This window comes from Paraburkholderia kururiensis (genome assembly GCF_034424375.1).
In the GTDB taxonomy this organism is placed as follows: domain Bacteria; phylum Pseudomonadota; class Gammaproteobacteria; order Burkholderiales; family Burkholderiaceae; genus Paraburkholderia; species Paraburkholderia kururiensis_A.
Genome location: NZ_CP139965.1, coordinates 6,318,051 through 6,333,935 on the forward strand (window position 1 = coordinate 6,318,051; position 15,885 = coordinate 6,333,935).

Consider the following 15,885-nt stretch of genomic DNA (forward strand, 5'->3'; position numbering starts at 1 on the left):
GCAGCAGCGCTGCGGCGCAAGTGGGCTTGAAGTTCACGCGAAGCTCACCCGAACTTCGCACAAGGCTCACACGAAACCCCGTGCGAAACCGCACATGAAACTCGCCTGAAACGCCACCTGCCCGTGCGCCGCACCGCCCTTACTGCTTCGGTTTCACGACTTCCGTCTGCTTGCCCGAGCTGCCGATCACGTCGTTCTTCCAGCGCGTGGTCCAGTCGGCCTTCTTCGTCATCACCTGGTTCCAGTCCACGGGAATCAGCTTCACGCCCGCAATCGCCTGCTTCACGGTTTCGCCGTTCTTGCCCGAGAGCGGCACGTCGGTGCGCGCCGGAATGCCGAACACGTCGGGCACCTTCTCCTGCACGTCCTTCGACATCAGATAGTCGATCAGCTTCTTGCCGCCCGCCTGGTTCGGACCATTCTTGATGAGGCCGATCGCGTACGGCAGCTGGAACGTGGTGGGCTGGCCGTTCGACTCCGCGGCAAGGAACACCGGCTTCAGCGAGAGGCCGCCGTTCGCGGCGTCGTCCAGATCCATCTGCAGGTCGCCGTTGGCCACCGCGATCTCGTTACGCGAGAGCAGCACGTCGAGGTAGCCCGTGCCCTTGGTGTGGAACTTCGCGCTTTGTTCGAGCTTCTTCAGGTAGTCGAATGCCTTGTCCTCGCCCATCAGCGACGTGGTGAGAATGATCACCGCCATGCCGTCGCCCGCCGTGGCCGGGTTCGAGTACGCGACCTTGCCGCTGTAGTCCGGGTGCAGCAGATCGGCGAACGTCTTCGGCTGGGTCTTCACGACTTCCGGATTGATCGCGAACGAGAAGTAGTTGTTGACGAACGTGGCCCACGCGCCGTCCGACGCCTTCGCGATGGCCGGCACGTTCTTGTAGTTCACGCTCTGATAGTTCTGCAGCAGGCCGCCCTGCGCCGCCTGCTGGATGAACGGCGGCAGCGTGACGATCACGTCGGCCTTCGGCGCATCCTTTTCGATGGTCGCGCGGTTCACCACTTCGCCGCTACCGGCCGTCACGATGTTCACCTTCACGCCTTCCTTCTTCTCGAAGGCCGGCAGTACGTCGCGGTAGAGATTTTCGAGCCCGTCGGCCGTGTACAGCACGACTGCGTCGGCTGCGTGGGCCGGCATCACGGCGCCTTCCATCAAGGCCGCAGCCGCGAGCAGCGGCACCAGCTTGCGGACGGCGCTTGCGAGAAGGGAATGCTTCATTGTCATGTCGCTCTCCGAAGGCATAAAGATGAGACGGGACGCCCGGCATGCGGACTAACCCGGTAGCAGGTGTGATTGGGACGACGGCGCCGGCCTTCCGGTTGTGGCATGAATTGCAGATTGCAGACAATCCATGCGTCACGCGCCCCGGCGCGGTCGCTTGCGCGGCTCGCGGCGGGTGCCGCCAAAGCCCTTTGGAGCCCTTTAAAGCCCCGTCTTGCAGGGCACGGCAAGAATCACAGCGTTTCGTGACAGCGCCATGACGATTGGATCAATTTCCAGAAAATGACACAATTCGCCAATAAAGTGCATATCATCGAGACACTGCGGCTGCCCGTTCGTGTCCCCTGCGGCCTGCGTTCCTCGCTGCCCTCATCCATTCGCCGGAGGCCATGTTGATTCTCGGAAACGATCCCGTCCTGCTCACGCCCGGTCCGCTCACCACGTCGCCCGCGACGCGCGAGGCGATGCTGCGCGACTGGGGCTCCTGGGACGCGGCCTTCAACCGCATCACGCAAAGCGTCTGCGCCGATCTCGTGCAGATCGTACATGGCGAAAATGACTACGTCTGCGTGCCGCTGCAGGGCAGCGGCACCTTCTCCGTGGAAGCCGCCATCGGCACGCTCGTGCCGCGCAACGGCTGCGTGCTGGTGCCCGACAACGGCGCCTACTGCGCGCGCATCGTGCGCATTCTGGAGCGCATGGGCATTGCTCACGTGGCGCTGCCGCTCGGCGAAGACGAACCCGCGACGGCCGCCGCCGTGGAAGACGCGCTGAATCGCGACTCGCGCATCACGCACGTCGCGCTCGTGCATCTGGAAACGAGCGCGGGCCTGCTCAATCCGCTCGATGCCATCGCCGCCGTGTGCAAGCGGCACGGCAAGCGGCTGATCGTGGACGCGATGAGTTCGTTCGGCGCGCTGCCCATCGATCTGCGCGACGGCGGCATCGACGCCGTGATCTCGGCGAGCGGCAAATGTCTGGAGGGCGTGCCCGGCATGGGCTTCGTGATCGTGCGGCGCACGCTGCTGGAGGAATGCGCGGGACGCTCGCCGTCGCTCGCGCTGGATCTGCACGACCAGTACGTCTACCTGCGGAAGACCGCGCAGTGGCGCTTCACGCCGCCCACGCACGTGGTCGCGGCGTTGCGCCATGCGCTCGACCGCTTCGCGGCCGAAGGCGGCCAGCCCGCTCGCGGCGCGCGCTACACGCGCAACTGCGCGGTGCTGATAGAAGGCATGAGGGACCTGGGCTTCGAGCCGTTTCTACGGCCCGACGTGCAGGCGCCCGTGATCGTGACGTTCCACGCGCCGCGCGACCCGGCATGGCGTTTCGCGGATTTCTACGCCGCCGTGCGCGAAGCGGGCTACATCCTCTACCCCGGCAAGCTCACCCAGGTGGAGACGTTTCGCGTGGGCTGCATCGGCGCCATCGACGCCAACGAGATGCACAACGCCGTCGCCGCGATCGGCCGTACGGTGGCGGCGCTCGGGCTGCACGTCAGGTAATCACGCCACCACGATTTCCGGGCCGCGCGCCGTGATCGCCTTCGCGATGGCGCGCTCCGGCGCGAGTTCGGTCACGACGTAACGCACGGTTTCGAAGCCGTTGATGCGCACGGGCGTGATGCGTCCGAACTTCGAATGGTCGGCCACCACGATGGCCGTGCCGGCCGCGCCCAGCATGCGGCTGCGCACCTCGGCCACCATCCGCGAATAGTCGGTCAGGTAGCCTTCGGCCGTGATGCCGCCCGCGCCCACGAACGCGAAATCGGCGTGGTACTGCGCGAGCTGCTGCACGGTGTCGAGCCCGAAGGTGGCGTCTTCGCTGTCCGAAAGTTCGCCGCCGAGGAGCGTCACGTGATTGTCGTTGCGGCGGCCCAGCAGCAGCGCGATGCGCCAGTCGTTCGTATAGACGGTGAGCCGGTGGTGCGCCGTGAGCGCGCGCGCCACCGCATGCGTGGTGCTGCCCGAATCGATGATGACGGACACGCCGTCGGGCACCAGTTGCGCCGCGCGTTCACCGATGGCGCGCTTCGCGCTGGCATTCGCGGCTTCGCGCACGTCGAGGTCGGGCTCGCGACGCTCGTTGGAGAGTGCGCCGCCATGCGTCGTCACGATCAGGCCGCGGCCCGCCAAGGTATTGAGATCGCGCCGGATGGTCTCGCGCGAGACGTTCAGTTCGCGTACCAGTTCGGCCACCGAGAGTGCGCCGTGCTTCGCGACCTGCGTAAGGATGTATTGATGACGTTGTTCTGCAAGCATCGCGTTGTCCGGGCCCCGGGGCAGCAGCGGTAAGGTTGAGCCGCCGTATTGTATTACGTGAAACCGGGCGACAGAATGCGTGCGCCGGCATGAACCACCCCATGCGAGCGGCCTGCGCCAAGGCGTCCAGCCTGCTGGAACGCAGCCCTCGCGACGCTCGTGGTCAGGCCCGTGGTGGCGGCCGGGGTGACGCTCGGGTTACGCCCGGGTTACGCCCTTGTATGCGGCCCTGAGCGCAAACCCCTATGCCCCGCGCCCCGGCGTTCCCTGTTACCCTCAACGCTCCGATTGCGTGTCGAAGACCCGGACCCGCGCCGCCTTGCAGGCGGCACCGTCGACCTTCGGCTGCCTTCATGCATTCCGTGCGTTCCATGCGTTCACTGTTCCGTCGCTTCCTGCTCGTCCTCTGTGCCTTGCGTTATGGCGCCCGCCTGCTCTGGCGCGCGGCGCCCGAGCATCACAAGCTCCACTGGTTCGTCACGCTGCTCTCGGGCATGCACGAGGCCGGCAGCGCGCCGCCGGGACTCGCCGCCGCGCTGCCGCGTCTCGCGCCGGTCGCCGGTGCCTTCGCGCAGGCCCTCGCCGCGCATCCCGAACTGGCGCAAAGCACGCTGCACGACGCGCTCGACGCCGTCGCGCATCTCGAAGAGCCCCTTCCCCCGGCCGCCGCCGAGGCCGCGCTGCACACCGCCTTCGGCCGCCCGCTCGCCGACCTCTTCACCTCGATCGATCTCACGCCCGTGCACACGGGCTTCTGCGAGCAGACTCACATCGCGCAGCTCGCGGTGCCGGTCAACGGTCATCGCACTGTGGCGATCAAGCTGTTGCGCGCGCACGAAGTCGAGCAGGTGGGCGACGAAGCCGCGCTGCTGCGCGGCGCCGCGCACTGGATGGAACGCTTCTTCCCCGCCGCGCGCAGGCTCGACGCGCAGGCACTCGCGGACGCGTTCACGCAGGACATCCAGCGCCGCTTCGATCTGCGCGAGCAGGCCGCAAGCCTCAGCCAGACCGGCCGGCAGTTCGAAGGCGACACGCGCCTCGTGGTGCCCGACGTGATCTGGGAACTGTGCACGGCGCGCACGCTCGTCGTGCAGCACGTCGAAGCGGTGCCGGCTCTCGACATCGCGACGCTGCACGCACACCACGTGAACGTGGCCGAAGTGGCCGTGCATCTGATCGAGGTCGTGACGCAGCAGGCGTTCGAACACGGCTTCTTCCACGCGGCGCTCGACGCCCGACGCGTGCGCGTAAGCGTCGAGCCCGAGAGCCGCGGGCGACTCGTGCTGGCCGAGTTCGCGGTGATGTCGAGCCTTTCGTCGCCGGAGCGCGACTTCTTCGTTCACGGCGCCACCGCGCTCTTCGAACAGGATTACGGACGGCTTGCGCAGATCCACCAGGCCGCCGGCCACGTGCCCGCGGCCACGCGCACGGAGCAGCTCGAAGCCGAATTGCGCACGCGCAGCGAGGCCCATTTCGCAGCGGCTCCCGAAGACCGTTCAGCGGGCGCGGCGTTCCACCATCTGCTGCACGCGGTCCAGCCGTTCGACGGCGCCGTGCCCGCGCGGCTCGTCACGGCGCAGCGGGCCTTCAGCCAGGCCGAAACGCTTGCGCGCACCCTTCATCCCGAGATCGACTCATGGAACGTTGCGCGCGGCGTGCTGGCCGATATCGCGCGGCGCGACCTGGGGCATCGCGGCTGGATCACGCGGCTCTCGCGCGAACTGCCGCACCTCGCGCACATGGTGCCGCGCATGCCGCAACTGCTCGTGCGCTATCTGGAGCACGAGCATCGCGCGGATCGCCATGACGCACGGCTGCGGCTGGCCGCGGAAATCCGCCGCGAGCATCGGCGCACGCGTGCGCTGCTGTGGGCGTGCGCGCTCTGCGGCGGTGTGCTGGGCGCCAGCGCGATCGTGCTGACGGTGGTTCGCTGAACGGAAGCGGCGCGATGCCACGAGGAAGACGCAGCGCTAGATCACCTTCCCCGGATTCAGAATGCCGTTCGGGTCGAGCGCGCGCTTGATCGCGACCATCGCGGCCAGCTCTTCGGACGAGCGCGACACCGCCAGGAACTCGCGCTTGAGCAGCCCGATGCCGTGCTCGGCGGACACCGAGCCGCCGTACGGCGCCAGCATCGCGTAGACAAACGCATAGACGTCGTGATGCGAGACGCCGGGCACCGAGTGACCGTCGACGGTCACGTGCAGATTCGAGTCGCCGATGTGCCCGAAGAAGTACGAGCGATTGCCCGGCCAGCGACGGTCCAGCTCCGCGCGGCAATGATCGACGAAGTGCCCGATGTCGCCGATGGGCAGGCTCACGTCGAAATTGATGGGATCGAGCCGCGCGGGAAACTCCGCCGTGCATTCGCGGATGGCCCAGAGCGCACGCGCATCGGCCACCGTCTGTGCGATCACGGCATCGCGGACGGCGCCGTCTTCCAGCGCCTCGCCCAGCAGCGTCGCGAACCGTTCGCCGTCGTCGGCGGCATCGAAGCTCGTGTGCTCCACGAGCGCATAGAGCGGGTGCGCCGTGGCGAACGGCGAACGTCCGCCCGCCGTGAGCGCGACGCCGAAGTCGAAGAAGTCCGGCCACATGATTTCGAACGCGCCGATGTCGTTGCCCACCCGCGCCGACAGCCGCCGCAGCAGACTCACCACGGCGTCGTAGCTTTCGAGCGCGACAAGGGCCGTATGCCGAGCGGCACGTCGCGGTTGCAGGCGCAGCACGGCGCGCGTGATGATGCCGAGCGTGCCTTCGGAGCCGATGAAAAGCTGCTTCAGGTCGTAGCCGGTGTTGTTCTTCACCATCTTGTTCATCGAACTCAGCACGGCGCCGCTCGCGAGCACTACCTCGAGCCCGAGCACCTGCTCGCGGGCCGTGCCCGACTGGATCACGCGATTGCCGCCCGCATTCGTCGCGAGATTGCCGCCGATCTGGCACGAGCCGCGTGCGCCGAGATCGAGCGCAAGCTCGAAGCCCGCTGCTTCGGCCGCTTCCTGGGCCGCCTGCAGCGTGGTGCCCGCGCGCACGGTGAGCGTGGCCGCGGCGCGGTCGATCTCTTCCACGCCCGCGAGACGGTCGAGCGCCATCGCGATGTCGGTTGCGCGCGCCACGGCGCCTGCCGCGAGTCCTGTCATGCCGCCTTGCGGCACCACGGGCTGATGCGCCTCGTTGCAGATGGCGAGCGCCCGGGACACGTCTTCGGTCGTGCGCGGCAGCAGCAGCGCCGCGGGCCGCGCCGGCGCGTGATGCGTCCAGTCCGTCATGGACCGCTCGCCGATCGCGTCGCCGGTGCGCACCGCGTCGCTGCCCAGCGCCTCGCGCAGCGCGGCGATGGTCGATAGAAGCGAAGCGGCCGCGCTCGAATCCGTCATGCTGTTTTCTCCTGCTGTCCTGGTTGTTCCTGCTGCTGGGCCGCGAGCTTCTTGCGATAGCCCATCGAATCGTTGATGCGCCCAAGGATGTAGTCACCCGCCGCGACGGGCGGATAGCGCACGTCCGCAGCCGCGGTGCCCAGATCGCGCGGGTCCACCGTCGCACTGTACGTGGGGTCGTAGAACGTGGCGATCGAATAGCGCTCGCGGCCCGATGCATTGATCACGCGGTGCAGCGTGGAGCGGAAGCGGTCGTTGGTCCAGCGCGCGAGCAGATCGCCCACGTTCACGACGAAGCTGCCCGGCATGGGCGGCGCATCGACCCAGGTTTCGTTCGCGATCTCGCGCACCTGAAGCCCGCCCACCTGGTCTTGCCACAAGAGCGTGATGCAGCCGTAGTCCGTGTGCGGCGCGACGCCGAACTGGTCTTCGTCGGACTGCGGCGGCTGCGGCGGGTAATAAACCATCTGCGTGCGCTGCATCCGCTTCGTATAGCGCGAGGCGAAGAAGTGCTCGTCGATGCCGAGCCCCACGGCCACCGCGCGCAACAGATCTGCGCCGCACTGCGCGACGGCTTCGTAGTAGCCGTACAGCACCGGTTGCAGCGACGGCATGAAGTCCGGCCAGTTGTTCGGCCCGCGCAAGGCCTGACCCGCGAGCACGTCGGGATCGTCTTCGGGCAACTCCAGGCCGATGCTGAAGAACTCCTTGTAGTCGGGGCGCGTGGCCTGGTACATCGTGGCGTCGCCGAGCGAATTGAAGCCGCGGTGCCGCTTGTTGACCGCCGCGCGCCGCTTCGTCTCCACCGGAAACGCGAAGAACGTGTGGGCCGCTTCCTCGGCCGCGTCGATCACGTGCTGCGGCACGCCGTGATTCACGATGTAGAAGAAGCCGATCGTCGTGCACGCGTCGTAAATCTCGCGGCCGGCGCGCGCGAGAGCGGCAGCGTCGCCCGCGCGCACGCCGGCAAAGTCGATTACGGGGATGGTGGCAACGGACGGCATCGGCGGGCTCCTCGAATGAGCGTCTCGGGTACGGAGGTGCGGGTATCGAAGCGGTATATACCGCCAAAACGCCGGCCGCAAGCCGCATCGCAATGCGTGTTTTCACGGAGCCTAGCGCGTTCGTCGTACAGCGCACGCAAAGCCGCGCGTGGCCGTTTATCCACGCGGATTTTTTATTTTTTTGCGGCAAACCCGCGGTATATACTGCCCCGCACACTCGCGCCGTTTCGCATCCCCGCGCGACTTTCGCTTTGCCACCCGGAGAGAGACCCATGAAGATCGCTGCAGGCTGGAAGCGTGGTTTGCTGATGCTCGCGTTGTGTTCCGCGAGCCTCGCGGCCTACGCCGAAGATCAGCTCACGAAGGTGAAGAAGGCCGGCGAACTCGTTGTCGGCACCGAGATGCAGTTCGCGCCGTTCGACTTCCTCGAAAACGGCCAGCAGGCGGGCTTCAACAAGGACCTGTTCGCGGAAGTGGGCAAGGAACTCGGCGTGAAGGTGCGTTTCATCGACCTGCCGTGGCCGAGCGTGCTGCCGGGCCTCGAAGCGGGCAAGTTCGACATGGTGGGCGGTCCGCTCACGGTCACGAAGGCGCGCATGGAGCGCTACACGTACACGCTGCCCATCGCCGACGCCACCGACGCGCTGCTCAAGCGCGCCAACGACACCAGCATCAAGCAGTCGTCCGACATCGCGGGCAAGACCGTGGGCGCGGGCAAGGGGTCGGCGCAGCTCGATCAGTTGAAGAGCTATGTCGCCACGTTGCCGAAGGCACCCGAGATTCGCGAATACGTCGACAACAATCAGGCCTATGCTGACCTCGCTGCCGGGCGCATCGTGGCCGTGGCGAACTCGATGACCAACATCGCGTACGTCGCCAAGCAGCGGCCCGAAACCTTCGCGGTAGTGCAGCCGCCGTTCGGCGCGAAGGTCTACTTCGCCTACTGCATGCGCAAGGACGCCGACAGCAAGCCGCTCGCCGACGCCTTCAACGCGGCGCTCGTCAAGATGAACAAGGACGGCCGCCTCGCGGCATTGCAGAAGAAGTGGTTCGGCGTCGCGATGGACGTACCGTCCACCCTGCCCACGCCGAACTACTGACATGTTCAGCCTGAGCGCGTTCGTGCAGGGGCTGCCGCTGCTGTTGCACGCGGCGGTGGCCACCGTCTCGATTTCGCTCGTAGGGCTCGTCATCGGCTTCTTCGTCGCCGTGGGCGTGTGCGCGGCGCGGCTTTCGTCGCATCGCGCGGCGCGCCTCTTTGCCGGCGCCTACGTGTTCTTCTTTCGCGGCGTGCCGATGCTCGTGCAACTGCTGCTCGTCTACTACCTGCTGCCGTTCGCGGGCATCAACGTGCCGCCGCTCGTGGCCGCCATCAGCGCCGTGTCGCTGTGCTCGGCCGCGTACATTTCCGAGATTCTGCGCGGCGGGTTCCTCAGCATTCCGCCCGGGCAGATCGAGGCCGCGCGGCTGCTCGGACTCAATTCCTTCGATACGCTGCGCCGCATCCTCGTGCCGCAGGCGTTTCGCCTCACGCTGCCTTCGCTCGTCAACGAGATGGTGCTGCTCATCAAGGCGTCGTCGCTGATTTCTGTAGTGGGCGTGGCCGAACTCACGCGCACCGCGCAGAACATTGCGGCGAGCACGTATCGTCCGCTCGAAGCCTACGTCGCCGCCGGGCTTATCTACTTCGTGATCTGCGGCACGCTCGCGCTCGTCGCGCACGCCGCCGACGAACGCCTGCAACACGGCTAACGTCCACCGCCCACACCGTCATGCAGCAGTTCGATCCCACCGTCATCACGCACAACCTGCCCGCCATCGGCGCGGGCTTTGCGATGACGCTCGGCACCTGGCTTGCCGGCGTCGCCATCGGCATCGTGCTCGGCTTCGCGATCGCGCTGCTGCAACTCTTCTGCGGACGATGGGTGCGCGGCGCGTTGCGCGTCTACATCGAACTGCTGCGCGGCACGCCGTTTCTCGTGCAACTGTTCCTGCTCTACTACGGCGGGCCGTCGTTCGGCATCACGCTCGAGCCGCTGACCGCAGGCGTGCTCGGGCTCGGCGTGTACGGCAGCGCCTATTTCGCCGAGGTGTTTCGCGCGGGCTTCCGTTCGGTGCCGCGCGGGCATCTGGAAGCCGCGTCGTGCCTCGGCTTCACGCGCTGGCAGGCAGTGTGGCGCATCCAGCTGCCGCAGATGGCCGTGCTCATCGTGCCGGCGCTCGTGAACCTCATCATCGTGCTCAGCAAGGAAACGGCTGTGCTTTCCATCGTCACCGTGCCCGAGCTGACGTTCGTGCTGACCGGCATCGGCTCCGCCACCTTCGCCTTCGTCGAAACGCTGCTCGCGCTATGCGTCTGCTATCTCGTGCTCGTGGAGCTGGCGTCGCGCACGGGCCAGTGGGCCGAGGCGCGGCTTGCGCGGTTCATGGCGTGAGCACGCGCGGCACATTTGCCCGCCGGCTAACGTGACGGCTGCCTGCGCGGTCAGCGAACAAGATGGATTGCGAGCCAAACCGAAGACCCGGAACAACCGATGAACGTCATGACCGATCTGCTTCCCTCCTCTTCCGGCGCGCCGACGCACGCGGCCGGCAGCGCGACGCCGCTGATCGAAGTGCGCGGGCTCGGCAAGCGCTTCGGCGACGTCGAAGTGCTGCGCGGCGTGAACCTCGAGATCGCGCGCTCGGAAGTGGTCTGCATCATCGGGCCGTCCGGTTCGGGCAAGAGCACGTTGCTGCGGTGCCTCGCCGCGCTCGAGACCTACGACGAGGGCGAGGTGCTCATCGAAGGGCAACTGCTCGGCTATAGCGAACGCAACGGCCGCCGCATGCGCGCCACCGCGGCGGAAATCAACCGCGTGCGACGCAACGTGGGCATGGTGTTCCAGCAGTTCAACCTGTGGCCGCACATGACGGCGCTCGGCAACGTCATGGAAGCGCTCGTGCGCGTGCGCGGCCTCCCGCACGACGAAGCGCGGCGCCGCGCGGGCGCGATGCTGGAAACGGTGGGTCTGTCGCACAAGGGCGACGCCTACCCCGCGAAGCTGTCGGGCGGCCAGCAGCAGCGCGTGGCGATTGCCCGCGCGCTCGCCATGGAGCCGCACATCATGCTGTTCGACGAGCCGACGTCCGCGCTCGACCCCGAACTCGTCGGCGAAGTGCTGCAGGTCATGAAGCAGCTCGCACGCGACGGCATGACGATGGCCGTGGTCACGCATGAAATGGGTTTTGCGGCGCAGGTGGCCGACAAGGTCGTGTTCATCGACCAGGGCCGCATCGCCGTGCAGGGCAATCCGCGCGAGGTGTTTCACGACGCTTCGCATCCGCGGCTGCGGCAGTTCCTGCAGAACTACTTCGACCGCAACGCGTTCTGGACGCGCGGCGAAGACACGAGCCCGAGCACGGCATGAGGGCGAACCGCGCGCGTTGCACGCACGATCGGCGTTCGCGCGCTTCGCTCGCACGCGTTGCATCGACGCGTTACACGCATCACTGAACGAGGAGGCTGCGCGATGTCCGTCACCACGCACCACGGGGCACGCGAAAAAACCGGCACGGTGAAGCCGGCGCAAGACGGCGACGCGCCCGTGGCCCGCTACGAGCAGGTCAAGCACTACATCCGCGCCTCGATCGAAGCCGGCACCTGGCAGCCCGGCGACCGCATTCCTTCGGAGAACGATCTGGTCGCGTCGCTCGGCGTCTCGCGCATGACCGTGAACCGCGCGCTGCGCGAACTCACCGGCGAAGGCTGGCTCACGCGGCTTTCGGGCGTGGGCACGTTCGTCGCGGAAGCCAAGCCGCAATCCACGCTGCTGATGATCGCCCACATCGGCGACGAGATCCGCTCGCGCGGCCACGAATACGCCTGCGAAACGCTGCTCACGCAGCGCGAGACAGCGCCGCTCGTCGTCTCCAACGCGCTCGAACTGCCCGCGGGCGCATCGGTCTTTCACGTGACGTGCGTGCATCGCGAGAACGGCTTGCCCGTGCAACTGGAAGATCGCTACGTGAATCCCGCCGTGGCGCCGGCCTTCATCGAACAGGACTTTTCGACGGTGCGGCCGTCCGAATATCTCTATGCGGTCGTGCCGGTGCACGACATCGAGCACGTGGTCGATGCGGGCCTGCCCACGCCCGAAGAAGCCGCGTTGCTGCAGATCTCGCCCAGCGAGCCTTGTCTGACGCTCGTGCGCCGCACGTGGTCGAACGGCGTGGCCGTGACCTACGCGCGCTTTGTGCATCCCGGCTCACGGTATCGCCTCGGCTGCCGCTTCACGCCGGAGTTCGCGCAGCGGCAAAGCTGAGCGGCGCCCGGCTTGCGTCCGTCTGAATCGCGCGAAAGAAATTCGGCTTCGTCAAGCCGCGCCCGGCAGGAGTGCATTTCGCAACGGGCACGAATCTGCGCGCGCGGCATTGCTACACTGCGCGCTCGTCAGTTCAAAGGAGCGCGCGACGTGTACCGAAAGGGAATTGCGGTCGAAATCCAGTTTCCACCTGAACGGCTCAACGACGCAGCCGGCGATCCCTACTGGATCGATCTCACGCTGGACGAGGCGCGCCGGCTCTACGAGCAGCTGCGTACGCGCTTTGCCGGCGGCACCAGCGCGAATCAGCCGGTGGACACCTTTTCCATCGAATAACGACTGCTGGTTCCGAATCGAAGATGCGGCGTGCGCTCGGCACGCCGACGTTGCACGACTGAACAAGACACGGTGCCGGCCATCGCGTGATACTGCGGACTTTTCACCGCCCCGCTCCCTATCCATGCTCGTTGCCACGCTGGCCGCCGCCGTGTTCGTCGTGCTCTGGTCCACGGGCTTTGTCGTGGCCCGTGCCATCACCCCGTTCGCCGACCCCAACCTCTTCCTGCTCGCGCGCTTTGGCGGCACCGCCCTGCTGTTCGCGCTCGCGGCACTCGCAGCGCGGGCACCGTGGCCTTCGGGACGCGATCTCGGCAAGCACCTGTTCGCGGGCGCGTTGCTGCAGGGCGTGTACCTGGGCGCCGGATACTGGGCCGTCGCGCAAGGATTGAGCGCGGGCGTCATGGCACTGCTCGGCGCATTGCAGCCGCTTTTCACCGCGGCCGCCGCGGCGCCGCTCTTCGGCGAGCGGCTGCATCGGCGCGGCTGGGCCGGCATGGCGCTCGGCCTCGCCGGCGTCGCGCTGGTCCTCGCGCCGAAGATCACCGCGCCGGCCGCGCATGCAGCGCACGGCGCCGCGCCGCCATGGCTCGTCGTGGCCGTGTCGATTCTCGCGGTGGGCGCCATTACCGCCGGCACGCTGTTTCAGAAGACGTCGCTGGCGAAGGCCGACATCCGCAGCGCCAGTGCCGTGCAGAACTTCGGCGCGGCGATCGTGGCCGGCCTGCTCGCGCTCGCACTGCGCGAGCACCGCTGGATCGCGTCGCCGGCACTGTGGGCCTCGCTCGCGTGGGGCATCGTCATGCTCTCGGGCGTGAGCATCACGCTGCTCGTCTGGATGGTTCGACGCGGCGATGCAGCGCGCGCCACTGTGCTGCTCTTTCTTGCGCCGCCGCTCGCGGCCATCGAGGGTTATCTCGGCTTCGGCGAGACACTGCTGCCGGTGCAGATTGCCGGCTTCGTGCTGGCGCTGGCGGGCGTGACACTGGCCCGGTCGTGACGGCGTGGGTCGTCGCTGCTCGCGCGCGAGTGCACGCGTCGGCCGCCTGGCTCGTGGCTACGGGTCGATGGCTCCGTCCCGATTCCCGCGTAAAGCTTCTTCGGCCGTTCGCGCTCAGTCCGCCGTGTCGCCGCCCGGCGGCAGGTTGGTTCCGGCCTTCGGCCCCGGCAAGGGCGACCACGCCGGCCGCGTCTTGCGGCCCGAGTCGACCACCACGAGATAACGTCCGGCCCACGGCGTGACGACACGATCGCCATGCAGCACCCACAACGGCTTGCCGCCTTCCACGGTTGCTTCGTATTCGGCATCGAGAATGCCGTAGTGGTCGAGAAACACGTTGAGCGATGCGGGGATGCGCACACAGCCCTTCGAATGCCGGATGCCGAGCAGCGGTTCGAGACGGTCGGGGTCCGTCGCGTGCATCTGGAAGCGCATCTGCGATGTGCCGCCCTTGCCCCATCCGCGCTCGGCCTCGGCCCAACCGAAATCGAAGATGCGCATGTCGCGCTGGCCATAGCCGCGAATGCCGTTGTCGTTCATGGTCCCTTCGGCGCGAAAGTCCATGTTCGCCGGCGTGTGCTCGAATACGCCGAGCGGCGTGACGAAGTGATCATACTGGCCCGGCAGACCGGTTGCGACCGGCGACGCGCCGATCAACTGCCAGCCGTCCACAGGCAGCGCGCGATAGTAGATGAAGAGTGCCTGCACGTGCTCGTTGCGATCCACGAGCACCACGTACTCGCCCGCGAGGCTGCCCAGTTCGTGCCCGGCGAGCGCGGCCTGCAACTGGCCGGCGTAGAAGCGCTGGTCCGCGTCGGGCACGTCGAGACGGCGCGTGACTTCGTGCGCGAAGGCGTCGCGCATCTTCAGGGCCGCGTTGGGGTCGCCGGCCTTTGCGCCTTCAGGGACGAACAGGCTGGATGCAGCGGGCGTCGATGCGGCCTGTGCGGGCGGTTTCGGCTGCGGTGACGGCGCCGATAGCGGGGATGGCGCCGACGGTTGCGCGAGTGCTTCCGCTGCCATCGCATGAGGCGCGACGTACACGAGGCATGCCGCGACGGCGCGAGCGGCAAATCGTGACCACGTTTGCGCTTTCGCTTGCGTTTTCGTCTGCCGCGCGTGGTGCGCCGACGTGCGATCGCCATTGCGGCGGTCGTCCGCGAATGCCCCGTAAGTGCCGGTACGCGCTGGGCCGCCCCGGGTGAGTCCGTTCTGTTTCATCACGTATTCGAAAGCAGGCTTCTGCGTATCATGAAGGCTAATCCGTACACGTGCATCAACGCGCGCGTCGTCAGGCCGCGCTTCGCGGCTCGCGTGTACCGCGGCGCATGATGCATGCCCGAAAGGGCGCGCGCCGCCCATCTTGAATCAGACAGGACCGGTCCACGACGCCTACCGCCATAGACGCCACGAAGGAGATCGCCATGCAGCCATCGAATCACGCCGCGCGCGAGGCACGCATTCGCGCGGAAATGCACGTGACACCCAGCATCGACCCCGCCGTCGAGATCGAACGGCGTGTCGCGTTTCTCGCGCGTTATCTGCGGACTAACGGATTGAAAGCCTACGTGCTGGGCATCAGCGGCGGGATCGACTCGGCCGCGGCCGGGCGACTCGCGCAACTCGCCGTGGAGCGGCTGCGTGCCGACAGCTATGAGGCACGCTTCATCGCGATGCGGCTGCCCTACGGCACCCAGCACGACGAAGCCGATGCGCAGCAGGCGCTTGCCTTCGTGCGCGCCGACGAAACGCTGACCGTCGACATCCGCCCCGCCGCCGACGCCATGATGGCTTCGCTCATCGCAAGCGGCCTTTCGTTCGCGAACCACGAACAGCAGGACTTCGTACACGGCAACATCAAGGCGCGACAGCGGATGATCGCGCAATACGCGGTGGCGAGCGCACGCACGGGCATCGTGATCGGCACGGACCACGCCGCGGAGTCCGTGATGGGCTTCTTCACGAAGTACGGCGACGGCGGCGCCGACGTGTTGCCGCTCGCCGGTCTCGACAAGCGGCAGGTGCGAGCGGTGGCGAAGGCGCTGGGCGCATCCGAGGCCCTCACGCAGAAGATTCCCACCGCGGATCTCGAGACATTGCGCCCGCAACGCGCAGACGAAGACGCATACGGCGTGACCTACGAGGTCATCGACGATTTTCTGGAAGGCAAGCCCGTGAGCGAACAGGCGCGCGAGACCATCCTGCGCTTCCATGACGTCACGCGGCACAAGCGCGCGTTGCCTTACACGCCGTATGACGACTGGGACAGCGACGCGCAAGCGTGAAGGACAGACGGTTGCGCTTGCGAGTGGCTCATGCCGGGCGTCCGTGACGTTCGTGGCCCTCGCCCCCCCCTCGAACCCTTCGCGCCGCTCGTG

At 67.2% G+C, this 15,885-nt stretch carries 15 protein-coding genes; 10 read left to right on the forward strand and 5 right to left on the reverse strand.

The features are described from left to right. Positions 1-139: 139 nt before the first annotated feature. Positions 140-1,228, reverse strand: a complete 1,089-nt coding sequence (gene phnS / locus U0042_RS28240; protein WP_114815300.1) for a 2-aminoethylphosphonate ABC transporter substrate-binding protein — start codon at positions 1,226-1,228, stop codon at positions 140-142. Positions 1,229-1,614: 386 nt separating this feature from the next. Here phnS and U0042_RS28245 point away from each other — a divergent pair, with 386 nt between their 5' ends. Beyond that, complete coding sequence (locus tag U0042_RS28245; protein ID WP_114815299.1) at positions 1,615-2,730, forward strand: 2-aminoethylphosphonate--pyruvate transaminase; 1,116 nt, start codon at positions 1,615-1,617, stop codon at positions 2,728-2,730. Here the strand turns inward: U0042_RS28245 and U0042_RS28250 are convergent, their stop codons facing one another. After that, entirely contained in the window at positions 2,731-3,486 is a 756-nt protein-coding gene (locus tag U0042_RS28250) for a DeoR/GlpR family DNA-binding transcription regulator (protein WP_114815298.1), read from the reverse strand. 371 nt (positions 3,487-3,857) lie between these two features. On the opposite strand from U0042_RS28250, the gene U0042_RS28255 reads away from it, so the two are divergent. Beyond that, a complete protein-coding gene (locus U0042_RS28255; protein ID WP_114815305.1) occupies positions 3,858-5,420 on the forward strand; it encodes an ABC1 kinase family protein in 1,563 nt (520 codons plus the stop codon). A 36-nt stretch (positions 5,421-5,456) separates the two neighbouring features. Here U0042_RS28255 and U0042_RS28260 read toward each other — a convergent pair whose 3' ends face one another. Next, positions 5,457-6,863: an FAD-binding oxidoreductase gene (locus tag U0042_RS28260; protein WP_114815297.1), complete on the reverse strand. Its 1,407-nt coding sequence runs from the start codon at positions 6,861-6,863 to the stop codon at positions 5,457-5,459. Beyond that, entirely contained in the window at positions 6,860-7,867 is a 1,008-nt protein-coding gene (locus tag U0042_RS28265; protein WP_114815296.1) for an isopenicillin N synthase family dioxygenase, read from the reverse strand. The genes U0042_RS28260 and U0042_RS28265 overlap by 4 nt, the downstream gene beginning before the upstream one ends. 272 nt (positions 7,868-8,139) lie before the next feature. Here U0042_RS28265 and U0042_RS28270 point away from each other — a divergent pair, with 272 nt between their 5' ends. From U0042_RS28270 to U0042_RS28300, 7 genes are all read left to right on the forward strand, one after another. Beyond that, complete coding sequence (locus U0042_RS28270) at positions 8,140-8,967, forward strand: transporter substrate-binding domain-containing protein (RefSeq protein ID WP_114815295.1); 828 nt, start codon at positions 8,140-8,142, stop codon at positions 8,965-8,967. A 1-nt stretch (position 8,968) separates the two neighbouring features. After that, positions 8,969-9,619, forward strand: coding sequence for an amino acid ABC transporter permease (locus U0042_RS28275; RefSeq protein ID WP_114815294.1), 651 nt, complete (start codon positions 8,969-8,971; stop codon positions 9,617-9,619). Positions 9,620-9,639: 20 nt separating this feature from the next. Further along, positions 9,640-10,302: an amino acid ABC transporter permease gene (locus U0042_RS28280; RefSeq protein ID WP_114815293.1), complete on the forward strand. Its 663-nt coding sequence runs from the start codon at positions 9,640-9,642 to the stop codon at positions 10,300-10,302. A gap of 99 nt (positions 10,303-10,401) precedes the next feature. Continuing rightward, complete coding sequence (locus tag U0042_RS28285) at positions 10,402-11,277, forward strand: amino acid ABC transporter ATP-binding protein (RefSeq protein WP_114815292.1); 876 nt, start codon at positions 10,402-10,404, stop codon at positions 11,275-11,277. A 102-nt stretch (positions 11,278-11,379) separates the two neighbouring features. Further along, positions 11,380-12,171: a histidine utilization repressor gene (hutC, locus tag U0042_RS28290; protein WP_114815291.1), complete on the forward strand. Its 792-nt coding sequence runs from the start codon at positions 11,380-11,382 to the stop codon at positions 12,169-12,171. Positions 12,172-12,321: 150 nt separating this feature from the next. Beyond that, complete coding sequence (locus U0042_RS28295; RefSeq protein ID WP_114815290.1) at positions 12,322-12,507, forward strand: hypothetical protein; 186 nt, start codon at positions 12,322-12,324, stop codon at positions 12,505-12,507. Between the two features lie 124 nt (positions 12,508-12,631). Then, positions 12,632-13,507, forward strand: a complete 876-nt coding sequence (locus tag U0042_RS28300) for a DMT family transporter (RefSeq protein WP_114815289.1) — start codon at positions 12,632-12,634, stop codon at positions 13,505-13,507. Positions 13,508-13,621: 114 nt separating this feature from the next. Here the strand turns inward: U0042_RS28300 and U0042_RS28305 are convergent, their stop codons facing one another. Then, positions 13,622-14,728: a L,D-transpeptidase gene (locus tag U0042_RS28305; RefSeq protein WP_419150476.1), complete on the reverse strand. Its 1,107-nt coding sequence runs from the start codon at positions 14,726-14,728 to the stop codon at positions 13,622-13,624. Positions 14,729-14,931: 203 nt separating this feature from the next. Between U0042_RS28305 and nadE the strand changes: the two genes are divergently transcribed. Then, entirely contained in the window at positions 14,932-15,792 is an 861-nt protein-coding gene (nadE, locus tag U0042_RS28310) for an ammonia-dependent NAD(+) synthetase (protein ID WP_114815288.1), read from the forward strand. Positions 15,793-15,885 lie beyond the last annotated feature (93 nt).

Coding starts and splice junctions, on each gene's coding strand:
- U0042_RS28260 (WP_114815297.1), bottom strand. CDS start 6,863: ATGACGGATTCGAGCGCGGCCGCTTCGCTTCTATCGACCATCGCCGCG.
- U0042_RS28305 (WP_419150476.1), bottom strand. CDS start 14,728: ATGAAACAGAACGGACTCACCCGGGGCGGCCCAGCGCGTACCGGCACT.
- phnS (WP_114815300.1), bottom strand. CDS start 1,228: ATGACAATGAAGCATTCCCTTCTCGCAAGCGCCGTCCGCAAGCTGGTG.
- U0042_RS28265 (WP_114815296.1), bottom strand. CDS start 7,867: ATGCCGTCCGTTGCCACCATCCCCGTAATCGACTTTGCCGGCGTGCGC.
- U0042_RS28255 (WP_114815305.1), top strand. CDS start 3,858: ATGCGTTCACTGTTCCGTCGCTTCCTGCTCGTCCTCTGTGCCTTGCGT.
- U0042_RS28270 (WP_114815295.1), top strand. CDS start 8,140: ATGAAGATCGCTGCAGGCTGGAAGCGTGGTTTGCTGATGCTCGCGTTG.
- U0042_RS28300 (WP_114815289.1), top strand. CDS start 12,632: ATGCTCGTTGCCACGCTGGCCGCCGCCGTGTTCGTCGTGCTCTGGTCC.
- U0042_RS28245 (WP_114815299.1), top strand. CDS start 1,615: ATGTTGATTCTCGGAAACGATCCCGTCCTGCTCACGCCCGGTCCGCTC.
- U0042_RS28280 (WP_114815293.1), top strand. CDS start 9,640: ATGCAGCAGTTCGATCCCACCGTCATCACGCACAACCTGCCCGCCATC.
- hutC (WP_114815291.1), top strand. CDS start 11,380: ATGTCCGTCACCACGCACCACGGGGCACGCGAAAAAACCGGCACGGTG.
- U0042_RS28250 (WP_114815298.1), bottom strand. CDS start 3,486: ATGCTTGCAGAACAACGTCATCAATACATCCTTACGCAGGTCGCGAAG.
- U0042_RS28285 (WP_114815292.1), top strand. CDS start 10,402: ATGAACGTCATGACCGATCTGCTTCCCTCCTCTTCCGGCGCGCCGACG.
- U0042_RS28275 (WP_114815294.1), top strand. CDS start 8,969: ATGTTCAGCCTGAGCGCGTTCGTGCAGGGGCTGCCGCTGCTGTTGCAC.
- nadE (WP_114815288.1), top strand. CDS start 14,932: ATGCAGCCATCGAATCACGCCGCGCGCGAGGCACGCATTCGCGCGGAA.